This is a genomic window from Cyclobacterium qasimii M12-11B (genome assembly GCF_000427295.1).
In the GTDB taxonomy this organism is placed as follows: domain Bacteria; phylum Bacteroidota; class Bacteroidia; order Cytophagales; family Cyclobacteriaceae; genus Cyclobacterium; species Cyclobacterium qasimii.
This window is the reverse complement of sequence record NZ_ATNM01000074.1, coordinates 34,386-59,570: the sequence shown is the minus strand read 5'-3', so window position 1 is coordinate 59,570 and position 25,185 is coordinate 34,386. Positions and strand designations below refer to the sequence as shown.

Here is a 25,185-nt window from a genome sequence, read left to right as displayed (position 1 = left end):
TTAACATGAAGCAGACTAAATTAATACTTATCCTGGCTTTTTTGTTTGGTAACATGACTTTTTGTAAAAGTAAACCGGACAATGACAGCCGCTCCATAGATGAACCAAGCCCTATAGAAGCACCTAAAGTGGTCCTTCCTGGCGCTGACCGGCCGGGAGTTTATTTACCTAAACTGATTGGAAAAAGAGTGGCTTTGGCAGTTAACCAAACAAGTATACTGACCTCCAAAGACAATTTACACTTGGTAGATTTTCTGCTAGAACAGGGCATTGAAGTCAAGAAAGTGTTTGTTCCCGAGCATGGTTTCAGAGGAGATGCAGATGCTGGCGAAAAGGTGGACAATACGGTGGATCCTAAAACCGGCCTTCCATTGGTTTCTCTTTATGGCAAATCAAAAAAACCTTCCATTGAGGCCCTTGCTGATGTGGACATAGTGATTTTCGACATTCAGGATGTGGGAATTCGCTTTTATACGTTTATCAGCACCTTGCATTACTTAATGGAAGCTTGTGCGGAACAAAACAAAACGCTGATGATATTTGACAGGCCCAATCCCAATGGAGACTATATAGATGGGCCAATCCTTCAAAAAGGATATGAAAGCTTTGTTGGAATGCACCCTATTCCTATTGTTCATGGCCTTACCGTTGCTGAGTTGGCACAGATGATCAATGGAGAGGGATGGCTCAAAAACGGGGTAAAGGCACCCATAGAAGTAGTGCCTGTAGCAAACTGGAAACACGAAATCCCTTATTCATTGCCAGTAAAACCTTCACCAAATTTGCCAAATGATGTTTCAATCCGTTTGTACCCTTCCCTTTGTTTTTTCGAAGGTACTGACGTTAGTTTAGGAAGAGGAACACTATTTCCTTTTCAGGTATATGGCTATCCAGATGCCAAGTTTGGAGATTTTACTTTTACCCCTGTGAGTATTGATGGCATGTCCAAATACCCCCCTCAGCAGGATAAACTTTGCTACGGCAAGGATTTAAGAGAAGAACCCCTTTCCCACCAGTTCACGTTATCTTACCTGTTAGAGACCTATAAAATAGCCAACAAAGGCCCCGCTTTTTTCAATGCCTTTTTTGACAAGCTTGCAGGTTCTGATGAGTTAAGGAAATTAATCATTGCTGGAGAATCAGAAGAAAACATCAGGTCCACCTGGAAGCAGGGACTAGACAGCTACAAAGTTAAAAGAAAGCAATACCTGATCTACGAATAGAACAATGGAAAAGAAAGACTTAAAGATCATATTTATGGGTACACCGGAATTTGCGGTAGCCCCTTTGGAAGCCTTAATTGAAAATGGCTGGAATATCATTGCCGTGATTACGGCTCAAGACAAATTGCAAGGCCGGGGAAGAAAACCAAAAAGCTCTCCCGTGAAAGATTGTGCTGTAAAGCATGCTATTCCCGTACTCCAACCTCCCAACCTGAAAAGCCCAGACTTTATCGAAACCCTAAAATCATACGAGGCAGACCTTCAAGTGGTGGTTGCCTTCAGGATGTTACCTGAAGTGGTTTGGTCCATGCCTCCTATGGGTACTTTCAACCTTCACGCTTCGCTATTACCAGATTATCGGGGAGCAGCACCTATTAACTGGGCCATTATCAATGGAGAAACCAAGACAGGCGTGACTACCTTCTTTTTAAAGCATGAAATTGATACGGGGAGTATTTTATTTCAAGAGGAAGTCCCCATTTTGCCAGAGGAAAATTTGGGAGATTTGTATGAGAAATTAATGCAAACAGGATCGACTTTGGTGGTGAAAACTTTAGAGGCTATCGCAAAGGATGAAATTCAACCCAAGGTGCAGGATGAGGGTAAAGCCCTGAATCATGCACCTAAAATATTCAAGGAGACAGGAGAAATCAATTGGAATCAGCCAGCAGTTGCTATTCATAACCTTATTAGAGGCCTTTCCCCCTACCCAGCTGCCTGGTGCAAAATCAATGATAAGACCTGTAAGGTTTTTAAATCAGAAATCATTGCAACAGACGGTACAAATAAAGAGCCAGGTTCTTTTAAAACGGACAACAAAACCTATGTGCATTTTCAGACAGGAGAAGGGGTTTTGTCTATCCTGAACTTGCAAATGGAAGGCAAGAAAAGAATGGATGTTGGTGATTTTTTAAGAGGGAATTCGCTCACTGCATAAATATTTCAACAAAAAATAAGGCTACAATTAAACCAATTGGTTAAATTATAGTCAAAGACATGAATGGAGCCTAAAACCGACGCTGAACTTCTGGAAATGATCAATTCCTCCAAAACCCGAGACAAGGGTTTTAGGATATTGGTAGAAACATATCAGAGGAATGTTTATGGTATCGTTAGAAAAATGGTGATCATTCATGATGATGCGAATGATGTGGTTCAGAATACATTTATTAAAGCTTTCAAGAACATTCATAAGTTCAATCAAAAATCCTCCCTTTTTACTTGGATTTATCGCATTGCAGTCAATGAAAGCTTGAATTTTATAGAAAAGAGAAAAAGAAAGTTATCCACTCCAATCGAAGATTATCACGAAAAGATGGAAAACTATGTAGATCAATCGCCGCTGGTGGATGGCAATGAGATAGAAAAAAAACTTCAAAAAGCCATTTTGAAACTGCCTACAAAGCAACGTTTGATTTTTAACCTTAGGTATTTCGATGAACTACCATACGAGGAAATGAGCAAAATCACTGAAACAAGTGTAGGGAGTCTTAAGGCAGGTTATCATCATGCTGTCAAAAAGATTGAAGATTTTCTGAGCAAGGATTAAACCTATTGTCAAAAAAACAGTCAAACACCCGTATGGAAAAATTCCCAAAGAAGAATATATTCAAAACTCCGGACAATTACTTTGAAAATTTGCCGGATCAAATTCTTGAAAAGCGGAAACCAAGAGCTTTGCAATATTACCTCAGTGGTATGGCAGCAGCTGCAGTAGTGGTAATTGGGTTCTTTTTATTTAATGGCAGTGATACGGTTACCTCTTCTATCAGTTACCAGGTAGAATTAAACGAGGAGGTAGAATATTACATCGAATCTGGCGTATGGAATGTAGAAGATGTTTTGTTATTGGCTGATAATCCTAACGAACTCCTGGATGACATCACGGAGGAAGAATGGAGCAATCAGACATGGGTGACTGAAGGTTTATTGGAGAATGAAATATTTTATTAATATGAAAAATTTAGCAATTGTTTTCTTACTAATGATACTATCCGTTTCTGGGTTTGCTCAGAAAAACGATGAGGTAGACAAAGAAAAGCTGGAAGCTGCAAGGGTGGCATTTATTACAAATCGCTTATCCCTTAGCCCAGAGCAAGCAGAGAAATTTTGGCCCCTATACAATGAATTTCAGGACAAACGGAATACAATGATGCGAGAAATGCGTAGCATCTCTAAAATAGGCGATGATCAAATTTCAAATGCTCAAGCAAAGGAAATGATGGAAAAAAGATTTAGCATTCAAGAAAATCTTATGAACGCTGAGAAGGTCTTTTTAAGAAAAATAGCAGATGCCCTTAGTCCAGTACAAGCTTTGAAATTAAATGAAATCAATAGGGATTTTACCCGTCATATTTACAAGTTACAACGCAAACAAAGAGAGCCAAGGTCGGAAGATAGAAATGAGTAAATCCAACTGAAACCGTAAGTTTTAAAGAGCGTATTTGAAAATTTAATAAAAAACAAAGTATTCAGGCCAAATAGAGCGTTTTCCGCCTTTATTTGGCCTTTTTTTATATCCTGTTTAATAATGGGAAAGCTGTTTATAAGAGTTGCATCATAACTATAATCTCTGGTAAATAATGAACTCCAAGACCCTTGATAGGCTTCGGTATTTATATTTTTCAGTAAAAATGATTGAAAATTAAAAAAAGCGCCTCTATTTTGGCAGAATTGTTATCTTTCTACAACAATGTCGACAAAACCTAAGCCGATTACCCCAATCCCCCACCGCTTAATCAATTGCCGAATCAGTATTATTCTAAGGTAAATGAACTGAAAAATCTCCGCCTTTTAAGCATATTTTTTGTTAATTTGTAAGATGCAGCAGCAAGCAATCTCCCTTCTTTCACTAAACGAGCTGATCAAAAGTACTTTAGACAGTCACCTCGCTCCTACCTATTGGGTAATTGCAGAAATAGGTGAGTTAAGGGCTGGTGTAAGAGGACATGCTTACCTGGACTTGATAGAAAAATCGGAGGGAAATATTTTAGCTAAAATCCGCGGAAATATCTGGTCCTACACCTATCAATCTATTTCAAGGAAATTTGAAAGTACAACTGGAACGGCGCTTAAGGGAGGCATGAATATCATGGCACTGGTAAGTGTTCAGTTTCATGAGTTGTATGGGATAAGTTTGGTAGTTAAAGACATTGACCCAAATTTCACTTTAGGAGAAAGGGCGCGAAAACGTCAAGAAATCATCAGTCGACTTACTAACGAAGGATTGATAGACCTAAACAGGCAATATGTATTGCCCAAGGTAAGTCAAAAAATAGCCATTATAAGCTCTGTAACTGCTGCAGGATATGGAGATTTTATCAACCAATTGGATCAGAATCCACAGCGGTATAAAATTCATTACCAACTTTTCCAAGCTGCCATGCAAGGAAAAGATGCGGTTCCTCAAATCATCCAGGCCATTCAGCAAATCGAAGATTTATTGATGGAGGAGAAATTTGATCTTTTGGTCATCGTCCGTGGAGGAGGTGCCCAGACAGACTTAGATTGTTTTGATGATTATGAGCTGGCCAAGACCATAGCCAATGCCAGCTTGCCTGTGGTGACAGGGATTGGACACGAAAGAGATGAATCCATTGCAGACCTTGTCGCGCATACCCAGCTCAAAACACCTACTGCCGTTGCCAGTTTCATTTTGTCCGGTTTCAGGGAGTTTGAAGACAGCCTGCATCGCAATCTGGTAGCAATCGAAAGGCGTACCCAAGCAAGGTTAAAGGCAGAAGAGTCAGGGCTAACAGACAAAACACATCTGATAACCAATCTTTTTCGGCAAAAATTAAACGAAAGCAACTTATCCCTGGAGCGCTATGCGCAACAGGCAAGACGGATTTCTTTGTACAGGACTGAAAAGGAATACCTCAAGTGTGAACACCTTGAGCAGAACCTAAAAAAATCATTGACAGAAGACTAAAGCAGTCAGAAGATAAGTTGCTGCAATACGATAAGACAATTGACCGGCTAAATCCCCAAACCCTACTTCAACGGGGCTATACAAAAACGGAAAAAGACGGCATGCCAATTAACAAGCAGAAGCTAAAAATTGGTGATGAATTGGTTACTTATAACCAACTGGATAAAATAACTTCTGTTATCAATAAATTAGAGACAAATGAAAAGCAAAAAGGATAACTTAAGCTACGATGAAGCCATTTCCAGGTTGGACCACTTGGTCAAGCAGCTTGAAGAAGGTGAGCAAGGAATGGATGATTTAACTAAAATGGTTAAAGAAGCCAGTGATTTAGTGAAAGTGTGCAAACAAAATTAAAGATGACTTCAGATGAAATCAAAAAAGCATTTGAAGAAGAGTAATAGTTTGCCCATTAAAAGTATTTGAACCGCATAAAAACAAGGTTTTATTTAAGGCCAATGTCACTATTTTATAATCAAAAACAGTACATTTGGAAGCAGAAATTGTGATCATTTTTTGAATGAAAAGAGGAAGTATACAGGAAGTAGAAAATCAAATCGATGAGTTGACAAAACAGATCAACCATTACAATCACCTTTATTACCAGGAGGACAGTTCCGAAATAAGTGATTTTGATTTTGATCAGCTATTGAACAAGCTTGCTCAATTGGAAAATGATTACCCCCATTTAAAGAAGCCAGACAGTCCTACGCTACGGGTCGGCGGAACAATCACCAAAAACTTTGAAACTGTAAGCCATTCTGTTCGAATGCTTTCACTTGGCAATACATACTCTAAAGAAGATCTAACTGCCTTTGATGAAAGAGTAGCCAAAGGTCTTGAACATAGAAATTACAATTATTTTTGTGAATTAAAATTTGATGGGGTAGCCATCAGTTTGGTTTATGAAAACGGCGTTTTGACAAGGGCTGTTACGCGAGGAGATGGTTACAAAGGGGATGATGTCACTGAAAATGTGAAAACAATCCGGACCATTCCTTTAGTCATTAAAGATCAGCCAGACCTTCCAAGCTATTTTGAGGCCAGAGGAGAAATCTTTCTTTCAAAGCATGGATTTGAAAAAATCAATGCTGAAAGGTTAGAAAATGGAGAAAGCCTATTGGCCAACCCTCGGAATACAGCATCTGGTACACTTAAAATGCAAGATTCCTCAGTAGTCGCTAAGCGGAGACTGAATTGTCACTTGTACCAGTTGATAGCAGATGATGTAGCGATAAAGCAACATGGGGAGTCGATTCATCTACTTGAAAAGTGGGGTTTTAATGTTTCTCCAACCTATAAAAACTGCCAGAACCTCGACGAGGTGTTGGGATATATAGAGGATTGGAGAGAAAAAAGACATCAACTAGACGTAGAGACCGATGGGGTAGTAATAAAAGTAAATGATTATCGCCAGCAGGAAGAGCTGGGTTATACCGCCAAAGTCCCAAAATGGGCCATTTCATTTAAGTACCAGGCAGAAAGCGCTAAAGCCACCCTTTTATCTATCCAATACCAGGTGGGCCGAACAGGGGCAATAACACCAGTAGCAAACCTATCCCCTGTTTCCTTGGCTGGAACTACAGTGAAAAGAGCTTCCTTACACAATGCCAATGAAATTGAGCGATTGGATCTTCACGAAGGAGACACCGTAAATGTAGAAAAGGGAGGAGAAATCATTCCTAAGATCACCGGTGTAGTAATCAACAGAAGAATTGAAGGAAGTAAGCCAATTGCCTATATAGAGCATTGTCCAGAGTGTGGTACGCTGTTGGAAAGAAATGAAGGAGAAGCAAAACATTTTTGCCCCAATGATGAAGCTTGTCCTCCCCAGGTTTTGGGAAGGATTGAGCATTTCGTATCCAAACGGGCCATGGATATCGATTCTCTAGGCACGGAAAGACTCCGGGCATTGATCCAGCAGGGCTATGTAAAAGACCTTGCAGATTTGTATTATTTGCCCGAATATAAAAACGAACTGCTTGGGCTGGAAATTTCAGACGAGCAATATTCCAAAAGCGCTGAAGGGTATTTATACGTAAGTTTGAAGAAAGCCCTGTACGCCTTAACCCAACAGGTAACGCTAAAGGAAATAGATGAATTTATTGCTTCACACGAGGCAGATAGCCTGCATCAGAAAGTTGAAGCATTTATAGATTTTATAAAAAATACAGGTAGAAAAAGTAAACCAAATATTGATGCATTAGAAAAGCTAGATGCTCTTCTAGGCAGTGATCGATTTGATTTGGTAGCCGATTTTGTACCAGTTACCTATGTATTATATATTTTGGGTGGCGGTAAAGGAAGCTTGGAAGAATTAACAGCGATTACTAAAAATAAGAGCAGTGTACATGAAATATTAATCAGTGACACCGTTGATTTAATTAGCATTGCTTCAGAGCAAATCAATAAGCTAAAAGGCAATACTTTCCAGGAAGGTGTCATAAAAAACATGCTGGAAGGCATCGCTAAATCGATCGTTCAACCTTTCCCAAAAGTTTTATTTGGGCTTGGCATCAGGAATATTGGCGAAAATACGGCTATATTGTTGGCCAAACACTTTCAAAATATTGAAAACCTTGAAAAAGCAAGTGAGGAAGAATTGCTTGAAATCAATGGCGTTGGTGAAACTTTAGTACAAAGTATTGGATTGTTTTTTTCGAAAGAGAAAAACAGGAAAATCATTGATAAATTAAAGGAGAAAGGCCTACAATTTCAACTTTCGGAAGATGAAACCAGGCTAGAAAGCACTATTTTAGAAGGTAAAAAAATACTTGCCTCAGGTCGGTTAAATCATTTTAAGAGGGATGAAATCATGGATTTTGTAGCAGCTCATGGAGGCACCTATTCCAAGTCTGTTTCTAAAAATCTTGATTTTATCATCGAAGGAGAAGAAATGGGGCCTAGCAAAAAAGAAAAAGCAGAAAAACTAAATATTCCATTGATATCAGAGGAAGATTTTTTAAAAATGTGTGCAAAATAATAAAGTTATAAAATAAGAACAGATGAAATGGATAAGGGAATATTACGTAAAAAGTACTTTGGAAAACCCAAAGAAGAAACTTACCCAAAAATCCATCGTATTAAAAACAACAAACATAAAGACCATATCTATAATAGCCAGTAATAAAAAGAAATTGAAGCAATTACTGAGATCGTTCATTCCGACCTAGGGATTGACATCACGGTAATGGGGAATTATTATGACGAGAAATCAGTAGATGAACAGGCTTTTTCTTATAAAGATTTTACTTTATTTGGTAAACCAAGAGAAAAACTAATACAGATGCTTTCCCTTACACCAGATTTGATTATTTTTACTCCCGAAAGGCTTAATTACTTTACCCTATTTTTACTACAGTTACAGTCGGCATCGTATAGTATGGGCTTTTATAATGAAGAAACAGAGCCCTACTTGGACTTGATGTTAAATAATGAAGAAAATGATATTCAATCAGGGACAGCACTGTTGATAAAATATTTAAAGCAGATCAATTAAAATGAAAAAGTTTACAGGTACCGGAGTGGCGTTAATAACTCCTTTTAGAGCAGATGGAGCAATTGATTACCCTGCTTTGGAAAGTGTTATTGAGCATGTAATTCTGGGTAATGTGGATTATCTGGTAGTACAAGGTACTACAGGTGAGTCAGCCACACTTTCTGAAGAAGAGAAATTAGAAGTATTGTCTTTCACCAAAAAGATAAATCGCTCAAGAGTTCCCATCGTTTATGGTCTTGGAGGCAACAATACAGCAGGGATTTTAGCTGCTTTGGATAACATTGATTTTTCGGAAATTGCTGGTGTGCTATCCGTTAGTCCCTATTATAATAAACCTAGTCAAGCTGGGATAATTGCGCATTATGAGGCTTTGGCGGACAAATGTCCGGTACCGGTAATCCTGTACAATGTCCCAGGAAGAACCATGTCCAATTTAAGTGCTGATACAACATTAAAATTGGCTCAGCACAAAAACATAATCGGGATTAAAGAAGCTAGTGGAGACCTGGAGCAATGTATGCGAATTGCCAATGGAAAACCTGATGACTTTCTTTTGATATCAGGTGATGACATGAACACTACTCCAATGAGAAGTATTGGAGCGGAAGGTGTGATTTCAGTAATTGCCAATGCCTACCCTGAAATAATGGGAGCTATCATTCATGGAAATGGAGAATATTCCAAAAAGGGGACTTTTAGCTTGCTAGATATCAATCCGCTGTTGTATGAAGAAAGCAATCCAGTAGGTGTGAAATGCCTAATGGAACATTTAGGTATTTGTGGAAGCAATGTTAGGCTTCCTCTTATTAAAGCCTCAAATGAACTTAAAAACAAAATTGTTTCCGCAGCAGGAAAAATCAATACAAATCTATTTTACTCTCCACATTTAGAGTAATTTAAACCTAAAATAGGAATGAGTTGGCTATTTGGGGTTGGAATTACTTTATAATAAGCAATTTCCTACCAGCTTCTTTTAACCGACCAAGGTTAGAAAGTCCTATTTTATCCTATCTTCAAACATAAAAAGGGTTTACATTCTTCTAAGAAATGTAAACCCTTTCTTTTTTCCCTAACTATGGTATTCCTTTTAAAATGATCCCATAGTATCTAAAGGTGAATATTACTGAATTAAGAAAATAAAAAGGGGGACTTAAATTAATAAGTCCCCCTTTTTTATTAAATCTTTAAATCAAGTATTCTTGATCTCCTGAACTTCTTTTCTAATTTCCTGAGATACGTTTTTCAAATCTTGCATGCCTTTTCTTACCCTTGTTCCAGCTGCTTGATTTTTCTTATCGTAGAATTTGTCAAAATCAGCTTCAAGGGACATTATAAGATCTTTGATTTCATTAAATCTGTTCATAATTAAAAGTTTATTTAGGTTGATGATGAAATTGTTTTTTTATTCAATATAGTAAAATACTTTATAAATTTACAGTATAAGCAGTGTTTTCTGATTTTATTCACCAAAAGAGGCTGCCAATTCTGTGGTTTTATAATACCCACTGCTCAATTTTTCTTTTATCGCTTCAAAAGCAGAAATTGTCTCTACTACATCTTCAAGACTATGAACCGCAGTAGGGATTAAACGCAATATAATCATTCCTTTTGGAACAACAGGGTAAATAACAACCGAACAAAAGATATTATAGTTTTCTCTTAAGTCCTTACTCAAAGTAGCTGCTTCACCGACTGTACCATTCAAAACAACTGGCGTGACAGGAGAATTGGTAGTACCAATACTGAATCCCTTTTCTTTCAATCCATTTTGTAAAGCATGTACAATCTTCCAAAGGTTTGCTTTAAATTCAGGCCTGTTCTTCAACAAGTCTAAACGTTTCAAAGCGCCTTCAACCATGATTAAAGGAAGTGCTTTGGCAAATATCTGAGAACGCATGTTGTATTTAAGGTAATGAATTACTTTTTCATCTCCTGCAATAAACGCGCCAATACTTGCCATTGACTTAGCAAAAGTTGAAAAATATAGATCTATTTGACCTTGAACTTCTTGTTCCTCCCCGCTTCCAGCACCGGTTTTACCCATTGTACCAAAGCCATGTGCGTCATCCACCAAAAGTCGGAATTGAAATTTATCCTTTAGCTTAACAATTTCTTTCAAATTGCCCATATCTCCGGTCATACCGAATACTCCTTCAGTAATACCCAAAATACCGCCACCAGTTTCTTTAGTTAATCTCTCTGCTCTAACAAGTTGTTTTTCACAGCTTTCCATGTCATTGTGAGGAAAGACAAACCTTTTCCCCATATGCATGCGCAAGGCATCTATTATACAAGCATGACACTCGCCATCATAAACGATTACGTCTTTTCGATCGATAAGTGAATCGATGACACTCATGATTCCCTGATAACCGTAGTTTAACAGGTACGTTTTTTCTTTGCCTACAAATTCGGCCAACTCACTTTCAAGTTGCTCATGAAGGTCAGTATTCCCAGACATCATTCTGGCACCCATTGGGTATGCTGCTCCCCATTTTGTAGCTGCATCTGCATCTGCCTTCCTTACTTCTGGCTGATTGGCTAATCCCAAATAGTTGTTTAAACTCCAATTCAGAACTTCCTTACCTCTAAATCTCATTCTAGGAGCTATCTCACCCTCCAATTTTGGAAACATGAAATATCCTTCTGATAACTCGGAATGTTTTCCCAAAGGACCGAGATTGGTGTTCAGTTTTTCAAATATATCCAATGTGTATTTACTTTGATGTTTAACAAATTACTATTTAAATAGCGTAATTAACGCTCAAAAATAAGGTTTTTAAGTTGATTCAACAAAATTACGTCAACTTTTGGTAATTTCCGTTTTCAAAATTTCTTATTTACTTAATCAGGATTCTTTACTTGAACCCTTAGCAAGGGCTACCTTTATAGGTAAACAAGAGTCCTGAATAGTACTGAGACAAGAAAAAGAAAAATGACATTCCTAATATTTGGTTTTGAACAAAAAAGGATTGGACATTTTATTAGATTCTAGGTCCAATCAAAATCAGAAAAACACTACCTAAAGCAATTTATCCAAGGCATTAGGTTTAAAAAAAGTAATAAATCGAATTCATTTATGTTAATCAGCGATAAAAGTATCATCCTTTCTTCCAATTCACCAAGAAGACAACAGTTACTAAAGGACTTGGGTTTGGAATTTGAGGTGAAAACAATGCAAACAGATGAGACTTACCCGGAAAATTTAGATCCAGTAGAAGTGGCCTCCTTTCTTGCAGAAAAAAAAGCAAATACTTTCCTTCCCCATCTGAAAGAGGACCAGGTGTTGATAACGGCTGACACCATAGTAATCGCTGGCAATAGCATCCTCAACAAACCCCAAGATGAAAAGGAAGCGATAGAAATGCTGGATTTGATCAACGGGAAAACCCATCTTGTAATTACAGGTGTCTGTATAGCTGATATTAATCAAAAACGTATATTTAAGGATCAAACCGAGGTTCGTTTTTCAAAGTTATCTGACGCAGAAATCTCCTATTATATCAGCCAATTCCAACCCTTCGACAAAGCCGGGGCTTATGGTATACAAGAGTGGATAGGATTGGTAGGCATTGAATACATTAAAGGGTCTTATTATAATGTAATGGGCTTGCCGGTAAACATGGTTTATCAGACCTTAAAAGCCAACTATAACCTAGTTTTGTAATTGGCAAACAGCTGTTTTAGAACGTCCTGAAACGACAATTATTTTTAAGCTCTCTGACTGGTACGGTTAAAAGATAGAGCGCTATAATATTGAAAGTAAGGCTAATGCTATTTAATATTCAATGGCTTTGAACCCTGATTCGAAGACAGTTAAAAAATAATGTGATGAAGCTAAATTGAGAGGTTTTGGCGGTATGGTTACGGGAAAAAGCAACAATACCGCCAAATCAATTAATGTGCATTCGCGTAATACGGCCTACACCAGTGATTGAGATGCTAGGACTGATTAAGTAGAGACAATGCTCCTACTCTATTATGGTGTATCTTAGCCTTTGAAAAGTTAGATGGAATTATGATACAACATTTTTCGCAAAGGCCTTCAGAATTTTCTCCACGGAGGTGAATAGGTTTTTCGTTTTTTGTTTTGGCTTCGTAATCTCTCCAACAGCACTAATTCTCATCACCACCTTGTCTTGCTTGGTATCAATAAAATCAATGACCAGTTCCCCCATATCGTATTTTTCAACACTGTAGGAGCTCCTCCCAGTTCCGTATGGCATCATATAAGGACTGTACATGCCAAATCTGGAATAGGGGCTCATCATTGGCATATTATTAACCTCTTTCTGTCGATCAGTTAGGTTGGTGTTGTACCTTACTATAAGGTCCGGATTGGTTTCATTCTGCTCAAATCCCATTTCTCTCATTCCTTCAGATAACCTATGCTTCAGGTTTTCTTCCAAAACAGGAGACTCAAATGCATCCTTGTCGTAGTATTGATTGATGACATAAAATGTTTGGTAGGCATCAATACTTGCTACTTCATTTTTTTCCAAAAAGACCCGTACAGGGCTACAGGCAGAAAAGAAAACACCAAGGGATATTAGCAATAAGCTGATTATATATTTCATAATTTTTACCTTAAAATCTCTATCTTCAAGACGAAAAGAAAACGGAAAATGTTGCGGCAAAGTATAAATTGTAATAGGACCCAAAGGATTCTGATTCGAAATAGTGTATTTTCTTACAAATACATTGTATTCTTGTAGCTATGACTTTAAATGTGGATCTAAACTGTGATTTGGGAGAAGGAATGCCCAACGACAATGCCATCATGCCTTACCTGGGAAGTTGCAATATTGCATCTGGTGGACATACAGGTAATGCCCAAACTGTCATAGAAACAATACAACTTGCTAAGAAACATCAGGTCAAAATAGGTGCACACCCCTCCTATCCTGATCGCCTAAACTTTGGAAGAAAACCGCTGGATATTTCCTTTCCATTGCTACAGGAAAGTTTGGTTCAGCAAATTACATTGATCAAAGAATTGGCCGCCACTGAAAACATGTCAATGCATCATATAAAATTTCATGGTGCTTTGTACCTGTCCAGCCTTACTTCTCAAAAATTGGCCAATCAACTGGCTCAACTTATAGCTACTCACTATAATGATGTCTTGCTCTATGCTCCATTTGGATCCTGCATGGCTGAGGAAGCTCTCCGACACAATATTCCCATAAAATACGAAGGCTTTGTAGACCGAGCATATTCGACAGGATCCGAATTGGTTAGCCGAAAGCAGCCCAACGCATTATTAACCAATTTGGAAACTATAAAAACACAAGTCTTGTCAATGGTTAATTCAGGTAGCATATTGGCTATCGACAATAAAGAGTATGCCATCAAAGTAGATACACTCTGCATTCATGGAGACCATCCAAAAGCCCTTGAAATCGCTCAATTACTTGCTCCTTTAATTCAACTTAGGTAATCAACGAAAGATGAAATATCCTGTACATATCTTCTCCCAAGGACCTAAAATCATTGAGCTAAACTGGCCAGAAATCATTTCAGAGGATATTTTAATAGAAATAATTGTCCTTAAAAATAGAATTGAAAACAAATGGCATTTATACATTGCCTCCATCTATCACAGTTACCAGGTTTTGAGTATTCAGCTTAAAGAGGGAGCCCCTACTGCCGAATTCATTGTTTGGGTGGAATCGGCGATTCAACAACCATTGCAAAGTCAGCATTTACCTCAAAGGTGGATTTGGACGGTCCCGGTTTGCTATGATCCGGAGCTAGTCCCCTCACAAAGCAAATACCTGGAAGAGAAAAACATGGATTTGGAGACCTTGGTTGCTCTCCATACATCTCAAAGCTTGCTCTTGTACTTCTATGGTTTTTTACCTGGCTTCATGTATTTGGGAGGGTTGCCAGAACCATTGCATATCGCAAGAAAAAAGATTCCCGACAGAAAAATTTCTCAAGGTAGTGTTGCCATTGGTGGGTCTCAAACAGGGATTTATCCTGTGGACAGTCCTGGAGGTTGGTATGTAGTGGGCAAAACACCAATAGCAATCTTTGAAAATGGCAAAATAAACCTACCTTTTAACCCTGGAGACAAGGTTCAGTTTGCAGCCATTTCTCCACAGCGCTATACGGAGATCCAAGAAGGTAGTATTCATGATTGGGAAAAAAAATCATACGGTGGGTAAACTAGTTTTTGTCAAAGCGGGATTATTTACCACCATCCAAGACAAGGGCAGATTGAACCTTGTGGACAAAGGAATTCCTTTGTCTGGCCCAATGGATGAAGAAGCTTTCCATCTTGCCAATTTACTGGTCCGAAAAGATCCTGGCGCTGCTTGTTTGGAAATATATATGGGGAATATCAACCTTTATTTCACCGAAAGTTGCCAAATAGTTTGCACCGGTGCCAATGCAAAAATAGAAGTTGATTCCAAAGTATATGCCACCAATGAAATCATCAATGTATCTGCTTATTCAAGACTAAACATCTTTCCCTTCAGTCAGGGGCAATGGCTCTACATGGCTATTAATGGTACTTTTACAAGTGAAAAAGTATTGGGCAGTCAAAGTTTTTATCCCAAAATCACTCCATTGGCAAAATTTTCTGACAGTGATATTTTAATTTATTCCAGTTCTCCAACTCCTATACCTTCGGACTTTGCTAAAATTAAAACCAAGAATTTGCCTCAAATGATTTTTGTTCCTGCCTATCGAGGGCCCTCTTTTTCCTCCCTGAACAAGAAGCAACAATTTACATTGACAAATACCTCATTTACGCTGTCTACCATCCAAAATAGAATGGGGATCCATCTGATTGAAAAACTTAAGCATGAACTTCCTGAGCTTATTTCAAGCCCGGTTTACCCTGGAACAGTTCAATTAACCCATGCAGGAAAAATCATCATCTTAATGAAAGATGCCCAGGTTACAGGAGGATATCATCGGATTTTGCAATTGTCTGCAAGGGGTATTTCAAGGCTTGCACAGCTTAGACCTCTTTCTAACTTCAAGTTTAAACTTATTGAATAGTGCGTCTTAGCAATTCTATCTCTTCATCCAAGCCAATTCGTTTTGTAAAGGTTATGGTTAATATTGTTCGTAGATCCATCCGCATAATATGGCCAACCCAAAGCTGACAAGGGTTCCAATTAAAATGTACTCGGTTAATTTCCTGTCTTTCGATTCCTTCAAATCACCAAACCTAAATACGGATTTGGCTGCTACCAGAAAGCCAATGGCTTCCCATTTTCCTGCAATAATAAACACCAATACAAACCAGCGCTCAAGTATACCTATGTATTGACCTGCTTTTTCCAATGAGCCAATTTCATCGTCGGCAGCAGGTGTCCATTTAGAAATTACGGTCTTGATAATTATAGATGCCGGCAAGGATAAAAACACCATCAAGGTGATCACCAACCAATGTTTCTCCGAAACAGGGTAAATCAAGTCTATAAGCGTCGGATCAAGGATTCCTGCAACCACAATCAAAGTAATGATATGGCCCAATTGGTCTATAAAAAACCAATACCTTTTGGTTTGCGCCTTTTGTGCATAAAGCTTGGTCACATCGATTATCCCGTGAACGAGCATGATGCCAACAGCATAGGGCCAAAAGGAAAGTTCTGCAATGAATAACATGGTTAATGCTCCATGTACCAATAGATGTACATACAGCTGGTATGCCTTTAGTTTTTTTGCCTCTTTCGCATGCACCCAACGGTTCGGTTGCAGTACAAAATCTCCCAATAAATGGGCTAAAATTAGTTTTATTAATACTATCATGACAAGAATTTTGCTACTCGATTTGGGAAGTAATCCACCAATGTTTTAATCACCTCAAAATTGGCTCTGGAAAGTCTGGCACTTACGGAATTCTGACTTATACCCTCCATATCCCCCAATTCCGTTTGATTTTTTGTAGGGAACTTGAATGCTAGACAAACCATTTTTGAAGAGTTTACTGACCAGTTGTCCATTATTGTTAATGCTAACTGAAGCATCAGGTTTATTTCCTGGTCCAACTCGTTAAAATCACTCTTGAGCATCATCCTCTGATGCCTCTTTTCTAGGTCTTCAAACACCTCTCCTGAGTAGACATAAGCACTGCCATTGTTTTCCAGTAAACGGTCAGCAGTGAAATTTTCCTCACCAATACCCAAGCCCATTCTAATGTCTAAAGGATCAATAGATTTGATAGTCGCCTTGAGCAATATTGCTGCATAGAGTAACTCTCCTGGGTTATTTATCCTCAATTGAAAGCTGTCCCCTCTGTATATTTCCCAATCTTTACCTTCGTTTCCCCATTCTTTCAATTCCTGCTTCAACTCCTGCATCCATTGACTTGCCGGAACCTTCCTTGAATTGATCAAATCGCCTGTTATTATCCCTATCATCAATAATTCAATTTATCTATATTTTAAATGATAATTCAATTTATCAATTTATTGATGGATAATCTAATTTATCGATCAATTAATAGATAAAAAGGTCAATTATTAAGCATGAATTGGTCTACAACACCCACAACACCGATAAGAACAAAACCTATCAAACCAGTCAATAGCAGATAGTAAAGTGTAGGAAGAATAGTCTTTCGAAGCACGCTCCCTTCTTTCCCTAATAGACCTACTGTGGCAGAAGCGGCTACTACATTGTGTATGGCTATCATATTACCAGCAGCAGCACCTACTGCCTGCAAGGCTAAAATCCAGGTAGGCGACATTCCAAGGTTATCTGCCACACCAAATTGAAACAAGCTAAACATCAAATTACTAATGGTATTGCTACCGGCAATAAAGGCACCTAAGGCTCCTATAATCGGCGCAAAGAAAGGATAAACCATCCCCACTTTAGCCGCGGTCCACTCTGCCATCAAAATAGGCATGGACAACAAACCAGAAGCATTTTCCCCGGAATTTATATAGACCCTTACCATTGCTACAGCAAATAAAAGAACAGCGCCAGCTTTAAAGATCATCTGGCTACTCTCAGTAAAAGCCGCCACGACTTCCTTTTTATTCATCCCATGTAGAAAATAAGTAAGCCCACATACGATAAGCAAAAGCGTTCCAGGCAAATACAAAGGAGTACTGGAAGCTGAAATACTGGTGTCAAAAATCTGACTAAGACCAAAAGAAAAACTAGTAAACCAGCCTTTAATAGGCAACTGTGGCAATCTACTTAGCACCAGCAAAACCGCCAACAGAAAGTAGGGCAGCCAGGCCAATTTCAATGATATTTTGGGTTTAGAGGAAGAGACATCAGACACTTCTTTAGTGCTTTTCAAATTTGCAGCACCTAACCAATCTTCAGGCCATTTGCTGGCCTCCTCCATTTCCCAAACAGATTTTGGCACCAGGAAGCCTCTTTTAGCAGCGAAAACAACAAGTGAAAGGCCTACCAAAGCACCTATTAGTGATGGAAACTCCGGACCTAATAGCAGTCCTGTAATCAAATAAGGAACAGTAAAGGAAAGTCCCGCAAAAAGGGCAAAAGGAAAAACTTGAAATCCTTCTTTCCATGACCTGTTTTTACCGAAAAACCGACAAAGCATCAATACCATTAAAAAAGGCATAAAACTTCCCACAATGGCATGGATAATTGCAGCATTCCCGGTCACTATATTCAAAAGATCGGACATATTCATCCCCATCTGATCCAATCTGGCCGTCAATTCAGGATTCTCCAAACCACCTTTGATCCCCACCAATATAGGTGTTCCAACAGCACCAAAGGTAACCGCTGTACTTTGGACCATCATACCCAAAACAACAGCTGCTAAGGCAGGAAAACCAAGTGCCACCAATAATGGGGCTACAATAGCAGCAGGTGTACCAAATCCAGCGGCCCCCTCAAGGAAAGACCCAAAAAGCCAGACAATAATAATTACCTGAATCCTCCTATCCCTACTGATTCCAGAGAAACCATCCCGAATACGGTCTACTGCCCCTGAAAATTTCAGGAAATTAAGCAAAAGAATGGCGCCAAAAACAATGTAAAGAATATCAAAAGTGATAAACAAACTTTGAATAGAGGAGGCTAAAATGGTAACAAAAGACATGTCCCAAAAAGCAAATGCCAAAATTGCCGTGAGCAGAAAGGTCACCGGCATCGTGATTTTTGCAGCTATACGAAACCCAACCAACATAATAGATGCCACCAGAATTGGAAAAGCAGCAAGAAAAAACAAAAGATTTTGTGACATTTTTAGAAGCTATTGTGAAAAATTAAACTAAGCGAATCATATGGTAAAATCGAGATTTTCAGTTACCCGCTCCCCTTTTTCATTCAAAAGTTTAATGTAAAGATCGATCCTTTTATCAGCCATTTTTAAATCCACATTATTGAGATTGATATTTAACAAATCTATAAACCAGGGAATCTTCTTTTCCTCTCCTACATATTTCTTGACAATGGATTTTGCTATGGGAAGTGTGGTAACCTTTGAGGCTTCATACACATCTTTATTATTGGCATTCAGTAGCTTGTCGTATTCTTCTTCAAGCAATTTATCAAACAACTCCTGAGTGAAAATAGCCCCTTCTTCTACTCCAGCGTCTACATCTGCTGAAGTAATCTCGGCATGTTTGTGCAGCCACTCCCAAAGAATGCTAAGGCGAATTTCGCCCGTTGCCATGTCCTCCATTAGATAGAGTACATTCTCATCCCCAAAAAAATCAGCGGGCTTTAAGGCCGCCGCCTGCATGCCTTGCCCAAAGGCATTGCCATATTGCAGGCCTACGCTTAAAAGATTTCTTGCGCCTCGGATGGTTCTGGGAGCAGGTTCCAGATAAATCAGACCATCGGCATCTTCCTGGGTATAGCTTAGCCTCTCAAAAGTTCTTCCCATCTGGTTGGCCTCATTCTTCTTTTCCCAAACCGGTCGCACGATATGAACCATTTTCCAATGGGCCACCCATTTCCCACTAGCTCCTTCACTGAGCTCTCTCTCTGCTCCTGCAAGGGCTTTCTCCATACTTGAATTAACACCCTCTGTAGATCCAACCGGAATATTTGGCTCCATACCTCCTTGCCACAGTGCAAAGTTACCATTCATATCAGGGGTATTCACAGCCCTTCTTACCCTGTCTTCATAATTCCTCATGTAACCATAGGTCATGCCTATTGATTCAATATTGGGATTAATGAAAGATTGATCCCAGGCCATGGCATCAGACACACTATTGATATAATCCCAGCGCCCTGTATTGTAACCAACAAAATGTCTCCCTAAGGCAGCCCTGATTTCCATTAGCTGATAAGTGGCTTCTAGTTGCTCCACCAATACATATACTTTTACAGTCCCCTCTTCCAGCTCCAAATGGCTTTCCAAAGCACTGATCATTCTGTTCCATAAAGCAGCTTCCTCCGCAGTCTGAATTTTGGGCAGGTAAAGCACAATGGATGAACCCGCAGAAATCAATGCACTTGCATTATTCACCACATAAAGTACCAGGTCAGCAATGGAAGCAGAAAAGGAAGCACCATCACTGAGGCGAATATGCCTGTCATCCAAATGAAGCCCCCTGGCTCTGAAAATCTTGGTTGTGAAATTTAACTGTGTCCTCCAGTCCTGAATTTTATCCTGACCAAAAAATATTCGGCTCCAATTGTTCATCTGCGTAGCCACCTCTTCGGCAACAGATAAAAACACAGGGGATTTATGTATTGCCAGTTTGAGATTGCGCTGATTGTCTAGTGACATGGTAGAAACTTGTCCCAAGGCATCTTCACCATCAAACATCCAACCATCTGCACCAGAGAGCAAAGCATAAGCGACATTTCGAATGCTACTTTCCAGGCTTGCATTTGGTTTTGCTCCAGGACCTGTACCCTGAATCCACTGTCTTTGAAGATCTGAGGGGATTTCAGCCCCCTCAAAATTACCCTCCCTGGCATCACTTACTTTAATATTCGTTCCAGGGATATTGGTTTCAGGATTTAAAAATGTTATTCTACTTTCATTTTGACTTCGTTCTTTTCTTCTACGAAGTCTTATATTCATCAACTTCTTAACTTCTTCATTAAATGGAGCCATGTACGCTAAGGCCTCTAGCACTCCTGAGGAATAAACATCCTCATAAACTTCTGTCAAATTATCCCTGATAATGATTGCGGAATTATTCATTGCTTAAATTTAATATTGTTTATAAATTATAAGAACCCGTTAATGTTTCATTTTTCTACCTAAGCCGAATTGATCTCCCTTGGCTATTATTTTACCATCTTGAAAGTGCAATTCGATCATCTTTTCACTTGCAACATAATTATTGTGTTCATCCTGAAGTAAATGTATTATTTTTCTGGATTTGACGTCAATCACCTCTCCACTTGAAGGGTATGCATAGTTCCCATCCAGGCTAAAGGTAATCCATCCAGGCATGTCCTGCAATGGAATTGTTGTGAGTTGTTGATAAGGCGCGGTTGCTTGAAATAGATGCATGCGCATGTTATGGCCGTCACTGATCCAGATTTCTTTTTCATCAGGAGTGAGTCCTATCCCGTGGCTGGGGTTTCCATGTCTTCTCACCGGACCTTTGTCCCAACCTTCAACTTGTATGCTGGCGAGCACTTTTCCGGTTTTTAAATCTCCAACTTCAAAACCCAGCAGTTCATTAACATTGACATATACCAGGCTTTCCTGACTATTTATGGTAAAGGGCCTAATACCATGAGAGAAAGGGCCGATTTTATTTACTATGGTATGCCCTTTTGTTTGTGCAACGTATAGATAAGGTGAACTTATATCAGCCATATAGGCAAAATCTCCAGAAGGGCCATAAATGGTATTGTGCGCCCGGTCGTAAACCTTTATTTTGGTAATGATTTCTCCGCTTTCACAATTGACTACATTCCAAAAATCCTTTTCAAGGGAAGGCAAATACATGGTCATCCCATCAGGAGAAATGGACATCCTGTCTGCCCCTCCATCAAAAGCCTTCTCCCAAATAATTTTCTCTGAGGTTAAATCCAATCGTTGCAGCCCTTCAAGGGTGCTGATATAAGCACTATTCAGTGGAATGCTCACTGCTATTCCTTTTATATTTGATGGCGTACCATCCTGCTTGAAACCTTGTAAAGGAATTCTTTTCACAAATTCATGGCCCTTGTCTATATCAAAAACCAATAAACCATGCCCCCCATAACCTAAGTAATTTCGGATACCCGGAACTGCTACATACAAATACCTGTGTATCGGCGGCTCCTCTATAACTGAATGACCTTCCTTGGCAAATAAATAGGAATGGTTGAAAACGGGGATACTAAAATAAAAGGCAAGAAAAATAAAACAATAGGATTTATACCATGTCATGTGCCTTTTGGTTTTTGGGTTAATTTAATAGAAACAAATAAGGCTTTAACTCGTAATTGGCAAATGGAATCTACTTCAGTATTCTACTTAACAGGCCCCTTACAAGCTATCCTTATGTGAATTCCAATTATCAGTATCCAAGATAAAAAAATTGTGCAAAGGATGTATAATAAAATTCAAATTCTAAGAAATTGTTTTGCTTTAACCAGAATAATAAAAAATCTATAAAGGATTTACGAAAGCCGAAATTTATACGAAATAGCATAAAAAAACCACGGGTAAATAACCCGTGGTTAATAAATAAAGGCTATATGTTTACAACATTGCTTTTTTAAAACCTTAATGTAAAGGTTAAGCCGGATTTCCCAAATTCAGATTTTTCATCCCTTCCTCATTAGAGAAAGGTTGATTTCTCAATCGCTGACCTGAAGCTTTGTAGATGGCATTGGCAACCGCTCCTCCCGTAGGCGGTAAAGCCGGTTCTCCCAATCCTGTAGGATCAATTCCATTGTCTATGAAATGGGTTTCGATCTCAGGTATTTCCTTCATCCTAATCAATCGATAGGTGTCAAAATTCTTCTGATCTGCTATTCCATCGGTAAAGGTTAAATTGGCAAACATGGCATGTCCCATGCCGTCTAACATCCCTCCTCTTACTTGCTGATCAGCTCCAGTAGGATTGATTACGATTCCACAATCTGTGATGGCATATATCTTATCCAAAATTGCTTTGCCATCTACTATTCTTGCCTCAGCTACTTGAGCAACGTAAGATCTATGGGAGAAGTAAACACTAAACCCCTGAGAAACGCCTTGTTTTTTGCCCCAACCTGATTTTTCAACCGCTGTGTTAATCACTCCCCTCATTCGGTCAATATCGTAGTGGATTTCTCCAACGGGATTGGCTTTGGCCTTGTCTAGAAGTTCCAACCTGAAGGCTACCGGATCCTTACCCATCGCTTCGGCAACTTCATCCAGAAAGGATTGCTCCGCAAAAGCCAGAAAATTAGTAATTGGCGCACGCCAGGCATTTGTGGTAATTGGAGAATCAAATGCCATTGACTTTATTTCCAGGTTTTCTATGGCCCCGGCAGGGAAATTATTCTCCCGGGTAGAATTACCAGAATTCATACCAACACCTGTCAGTTTATAGCCAACTAATTCATCCTTACTATTTAAAGCGGCTTCAAACCTATACTTAACAGCAGGCCTATAAGCTCCGCCTGTAATGTCATCTTCCCTGGTCCAGGTTAACTTGACAGGTGCTTTAAGCATTTTTGACAATTCTACCGCTTCTTCAACGAAATCTGCTCTTAGCCGCCTTCCAAAACCACCGCCAAGTCTGGTCAACTCCACACTTACCTTTTCAGGTGCAATCCCACAAATCTCAGCAGCAGCATTTCTTGCCCTGTCTGGTGTTTGCGTAGGACCAATCAACTCTACACTGTCCTCCTTCACATTAGCAAAGAAATTCATGGGTTCCATTGGGCTATGGGATAAAAAAGGACATTGGTATTCACTTTTGATTATTCTTGCTGCGTTTTTGAATGCTGCATTTACGTCTCCATCTTTTCTTTTAACTTCCGCAGCACCTGAATTAAGCATTTCATCAAATTTACTATTGTGAAATGCTGTAGATTCTAAGGCTTTGTCTATAGGCTCGTAAGCTATTTTTAGTAATTTTCTTGCTTTCATCAAAGGCCAGGTGCCTGTTCCTACCACAGCTACGTTATCTTTGAAAGTAACCACATCTTTGACCCCATTTACCTTTTTGGCTTCATCGGCATCTACACTTTTCAACTTCATTCCAAAAGGAGCCCTTTGGATCATGGCGTGAAGCATACCGTCGCGGTAAACATCCAGTCCATAAAGAGGCTGCCCTGTAAACATGGCATCATTCTCTACATTTTTTACTGCAGTACCAATGATTTTAAAATCTTTGACCTCTTTTAACTTGACCTCTTCAGGAACAGTCAAAGCAGCAGCTTCATTGGCAAGTTCTCCATAATTCAGTTTTTTCGAACCATGAATTACATTGCCTTTATCCGTTTTTAATTCGGTAATGGGAACATTTAGTCGCTTGGCCGCTGCTTCCATCAGCATTTGTCTAGCTGTTGCTCCTGCTTGTCTCAATCGCTGCCAGGAATGCGGCATTGCTCCAGAGCCTCCGGTAACCTGCCTATCGTATTTTTCAGTATCTAAAAAGGCTTGTTGAACCCTTACATTGGCCCAATCAACATCCAATTCCTCAGCTACAATCATTGGAAATGAGGTTTTGATGTTTTGCCCCAATTCAGGATTGGGTGAAAAAATCACCACGTGATTGGATGGGGAAATGGATAAAAAGCTATTAAAATTAACCGCTCTATCATAAATCTCCTGATCACTAATGACTTTCATTTTAGGTGAATCACAAGCTGACCAATTGAAGCCTATCAATAAACCACCTCCAGTAGTTGCTGCAATTTTCAAGAAATCCCTTCTATTCGATTTTAGTCCTTTGTTCATGGTTATTTGATTTTAGCTGAGGCCAACAAAACTGCTTCTTTGATCCGGTGGTAGGTACCACAACGACACAAATTGGCATTCATTCCATCAATTACTTCCTCCTCTGAAGGAGAAGGATTTTTCTTCAACATCGCTGCTGCTGTCATTATCTGACCGGCCTGACAATAGCCGCATTGCGCTACGTCTACTTCTTTCCAGGCTTCTTGCACAGGATGGTCACCATTGTCTGAAAGTCCTTCAATGGTAGTGATTTTAGCATCACCAATGGACGATACCGGCAGACCGCAGGATCTTACAGCTTCATCATTTAAGTGTACGGTGCATGCGCCACACTGAGAAATGCCACAGGAATACTTTGTTCCAATTAAGCCCAGGTTGTCACGGAGTACCCATAAAAGCGGGGTATCCGAATCCACATCCACTTCAAAATTCTTATTGTTGACTTTAAGTTTGTAGTTAGCCATTTTATAATTTCCTTTTTAAATCTTTTATAGAAAATAAACCGATACCACTGATTTCTTCTCGTTTCTCTACCATATCGAATGAAAAGTATGCTACACTTTTATTCCAATTGACTAATATACTCGAATTAATTAATAGGAATAAACTTTATCCTAATGCGATAAACCACAATCTTATCCTATTCAAAATTAATGTATATAGACAAACGATACAATACCAAAATAATTCTAGTGAATTCTTTTGTATACCCTATTACTATCATCAA

The 25,185-nt window shown here is 39.1% G+C and carries 24 protein-coding genes; 14 read left to right on the top strand and 10 right to left on the bottom strand.

Features of this window, described 5'->3' with window-relative positions; translation table 11 throughout:
- Positions 1-5: 5 nt before the first annotated feature.
- The 10 genes from ADICYQ_RS07940 (at position 6) to dapA (ending at position 9,545) form a co-directional block, all read left to right on the top strand.
- Positions 6-1,223, top strand: a complete 1,218-nt coding sequence (locus tag ADICYQ_RS07940; RefSeq protein WP_040415147.1) for an exo-beta-N-acetylmuramidase NamZ family protein — start codon at positions 6-8, stop codon at positions 1,221-1,223.
- A gap of 4 nt (positions 1,224-1,227) precedes the next feature.
- Positions 1,228-2,160, top strand: a complete 933-nt coding sequence (gene fmt, locus ADICYQ_RS07935; protein ID WP_020892144.1) for a methionyl-tRNA formyltransferase — start codon at positions 1,228-1,230, stop codon at positions 2,158-2,160.
- A 63-nt stretch (positions 2,161-2,223) separates the two neighbouring features.
- Complete coding sequence (locus tag ADICYQ_RS07930; protein ID WP_020892143.1) at positions 2,224-2,772, top strand: RNA polymerase sigma factor; 549 nt, start codon at positions 2,224-2,226, stop codon at positions 2,770-2,772.
- 32 nt (positions 2,773-2,804) lie between these two features.
- Positions 2,805-3,176, top strand: a complete 372-nt coding sequence (locus tag ADICYQ_RS07925; RefSeq protein ID WP_020892142.1) for a hypothetical protein — start codon at positions 2,805-2,807, stop codon at positions 3,174-3,176.
- 1 nt (position 3,177) lies between these two features.
- Complete coding sequence (locus ADICYQ_RS07920) at positions 3,178-3,633, top strand: Spy/CpxP family protein refolding chaperone (protein ID WP_020892141.1); 456 nt, start codon at positions 3,178-3,180, stop codon at positions 3,631-3,633.
- A 411-nt stretch (positions 3,634-4,044) separates the two neighbouring features.
- Positions 4,045-5,154, top strand: coding sequence for an exodeoxyribonuclease VII large subunit (gene xseA, locus ADICYQ_RS07915; protein WP_235114484.1), 1,110 nt, complete (start codon positions 4,045-4,047; stop codon positions 5,152-5,154).
- Positions 5,155-5,352: 198 nt separating this feature from the next.
- Positions 5,353-5,508 (top strand): exodeoxyribonuclease VII small subunit, encoded by a 156-nt coding sequence (xseB, locus tag ADICYQ_RS07910; protein WP_020892138.1) that lies wholly within the window; start codon positions 5,353-5,355, stop codon positions 5,506-5,508.
- Between the two features lie 163 nt (positions 5,509-5,671).
- Positions 5,672-8,134: an NAD-dependent DNA ligase LigA gene (gene ligA, locus ADICYQ_RS07905; protein WP_020892136.1), complete on the top strand. Its 2,463-nt coding sequence runs from the start codon at positions 5,672-5,674 to the stop codon at positions 8,132-8,134.
- A gap of 207 nt (positions 8,135-8,341) precedes the next feature.
- Positions 8,342-8,650 carry a DUF6913 domain-containing protein gene (locus tag ADICYQ_RS07900; RefSeq protein WP_020892134.1) on the top strand — a complete coding sequence of 103 codons (309 nt, stop codon included), beginning with the start codon at positions 8,342-8,344 and terminating at the stop codon, positions 8,648-8,650.
- Between the two features lies 1 nt (position 8,651).
- A complete protein-coding gene (gene dapA / locus ADICYQ_RS07895; RefSeq protein ID WP_020892133.1) occupies positions 8,652-9,545 on the top strand; it encodes a 4-hydroxy-tetrahydrodipicolinate synthase in 894 nt (297 codons plus the stop codon).
- Positions 9,546-9,839: 294 nt separating this feature from the next.
- Here dapA and ADICYQ_RS07890 read toward each other — a convergent pair whose 3' ends face one another.
- Together ADICYQ_RS07890 and ADICYQ_RS07885 are read right to left on the bottom strand one after the other, a co-directional pair.
- Complete coding sequence (locus tag ADICYQ_RS07890; protein ID WP_020892132.1) at positions 9,840-10,013, bottom strand: BF3379 family histone-like protein; 174 nt, start codon at positions 10,011-10,013, stop codon at positions 9,840-9,842.
- 96 nt (positions 10,014-10,109) lie between these two features.
- A complete protein-coding gene (locus tag ADICYQ_RS07885; RefSeq protein WP_020892131.1) occupies positions 10,110-11,360 on the bottom strand; it encodes an aminotransferase class I/II-fold pyridoxal phosphate-dependent enzyme in 1,251 nt (416 codons plus the stop codon).
- A gap of 369 nt (positions 11,361-11,729) precedes the next feature.
- On the opposite strand from ADICYQ_RS07885, the gene ADICYQ_RS07880 reads away from it, so the two are divergent.
- Entirely contained in the window at positions 11,730-12,317 is a 588-nt protein-coding gene (locus tag ADICYQ_RS07880) for a Maf family nucleotide pyrophosphatase (RefSeq protein WP_020892130.1), read from the top strand.
- 349 nt (positions 12,318-12,666) lie between these two features.
- Here the strand turns inward: ADICYQ_RS07880 and ADICYQ_RS07875 are convergent, their stop codons facing one another.
- The gene (locus ADICYQ_RS07875; protein ID WP_020892128.1) at positions 12,667-13,227 is read right to left on the bottom strand and encodes a DUF4136 domain-containing protein; all 561 of its coding nucleotides are present in this window, start codon (positions 13,225-13,227) and stop codon (positions 12,667-12,669) included.
- 152 nt (positions 13,228-13,379) lie between these two features.
- Between ADICYQ_RS07875 and ADICYQ_RS07870 the strand changes: the two genes are divergently transcribed.
- Genes ADICYQ_RS07870 through ADICYQ_RS07860 form a run of 3 tightly spaced genes read left to right on the top strand, consistent with a single transcriptional unit; the run spans position 13,380 to position 15,664 of the window.
- On the top strand, positions 13,380-14,090 hold the full coding sequence (locus ADICYQ_RS07870) for a LamB/YcsF family protein (protein WP_161625586.1): 711 nt from the start codon (positions 13,380-13,382) through the stop codon (positions 14,088-14,090).
- Positions 14,091-14,100: 10 nt separating this feature from the next.
- The gene (locus tag ADICYQ_RS07865) at positions 14,101-14,820 is read left to right on the top strand and encodes a 5-oxoprolinase subunit B family protein (RefSeq protein WP_020892126.1); all 720 of its coding nucleotides are present in this window, start codon (positions 14,101-14,103) and stop codon (positions 14,818-14,820) included.
- Positions 14,813-15,664: a 5-oxoprolinase subunit C family protein gene (locus ADICYQ_RS07860; RefSeq protein ID WP_020892125.1), complete on the top strand. Its 852-nt coding sequence runs from the start codon at positions 14,813-14,815 to the stop codon at positions 15,662-15,664. The genes ADICYQ_RS07865 and ADICYQ_RS07860 overlap by 8 nt, the downstream gene beginning before the upstream one ends.
- 57 nt (positions 15,665-15,721) lie before the next feature.
- Here the strand turns inward: ADICYQ_RS07860 and ADICYQ_RS07855 are convergent, their stop codons facing one another.
- The 7 genes from ADICYQ_RS07855 to ADICYQ_RS07825 form a co-directional block, all read right to left on the bottom strand.
- Positions 15,722-16,420, bottom strand: coding sequence for a DUF3307 domain-containing protein (locus ADICYQ_RS07855; protein ID WP_040415112.1), 699 nt, complete (start codon positions 16,418-16,420; stop codon positions 15,722-15,724).
- The gene (locus ADICYQ_RS07850; protein ID WP_020892123.1) at positions 16,417-17,031 is read right to left on the bottom strand and encodes a SatD family protein; all 615 of its coding nucleotides are present in this window, start codon (positions 17,029-17,031) and stop codon (positions 16,417-16,419) included. The genes ADICYQ_RS07855 and ADICYQ_RS07850 overlap by 4 nt, the downstream gene beginning before the upstream one ends.
- Before the next feature lie 95 nt (positions 17,032-17,126).
- Positions 17,127-18,842, bottom strand: coding sequence for an L-lactate permease (locus ADICYQ_RS07845; protein ID WP_020892122.1), 1,716 nt, complete (start codon positions 18,840-18,842; stop codon positions 17,127-17,129).
- A 36-nt stretch (positions 18,843-18,878) separates the two neighbouring features.
- On the bottom strand, positions 18,879-20,765 hold the full coding sequence (locus tag ADICYQ_RS07840) for an aldolase/citrate lyase/malate synthase family protein (RefSeq protein ID WP_020892121.1): 1,887 nt from the start codon (positions 20,763-20,765) through the stop codon (positions 18,879-18,881).
- 39 nt (positions 20,766-20,804) lie between these two features.
- Positions 20,805-21,950 carry a YncE family protein gene (locus tag ADICYQ_RS07835; protein ID WP_020892120.1) on the bottom strand — a complete coding sequence of 382 codons (1,146 nt, stop codon included), beginning with the start codon at positions 21,948-21,950 and terminating at the stop codon, positions 20,805-20,807.
- Between the two features lie 351 nt (positions 21,951-22,301).
- Positions 22,302-24,458 carry a xanthine dehydrogenase family protein molybdopterin-binding subunit gene (locus ADICYQ_RS07830; RefSeq protein ID WP_020892119.1) on the bottom strand — a complete coding sequence of 719 codons (2,157 nt, stop codon included), beginning with the start codon at positions 24,456-24,458 and terminating at the stop codon, positions 22,302-22,304.
- A 2-nt stretch (positions 24,459-24,460) separates the two neighbouring features.
- Entirely contained in the window at positions 24,461-24,922 is a 462-nt protein-coding gene (locus tag ADICYQ_RS07825) for a (2Fe-2S)-binding protein (protein WP_020892118.1), read from the bottom strand.
- Positions 24,923-25,185: the final 263 nt, after the last annotated feature.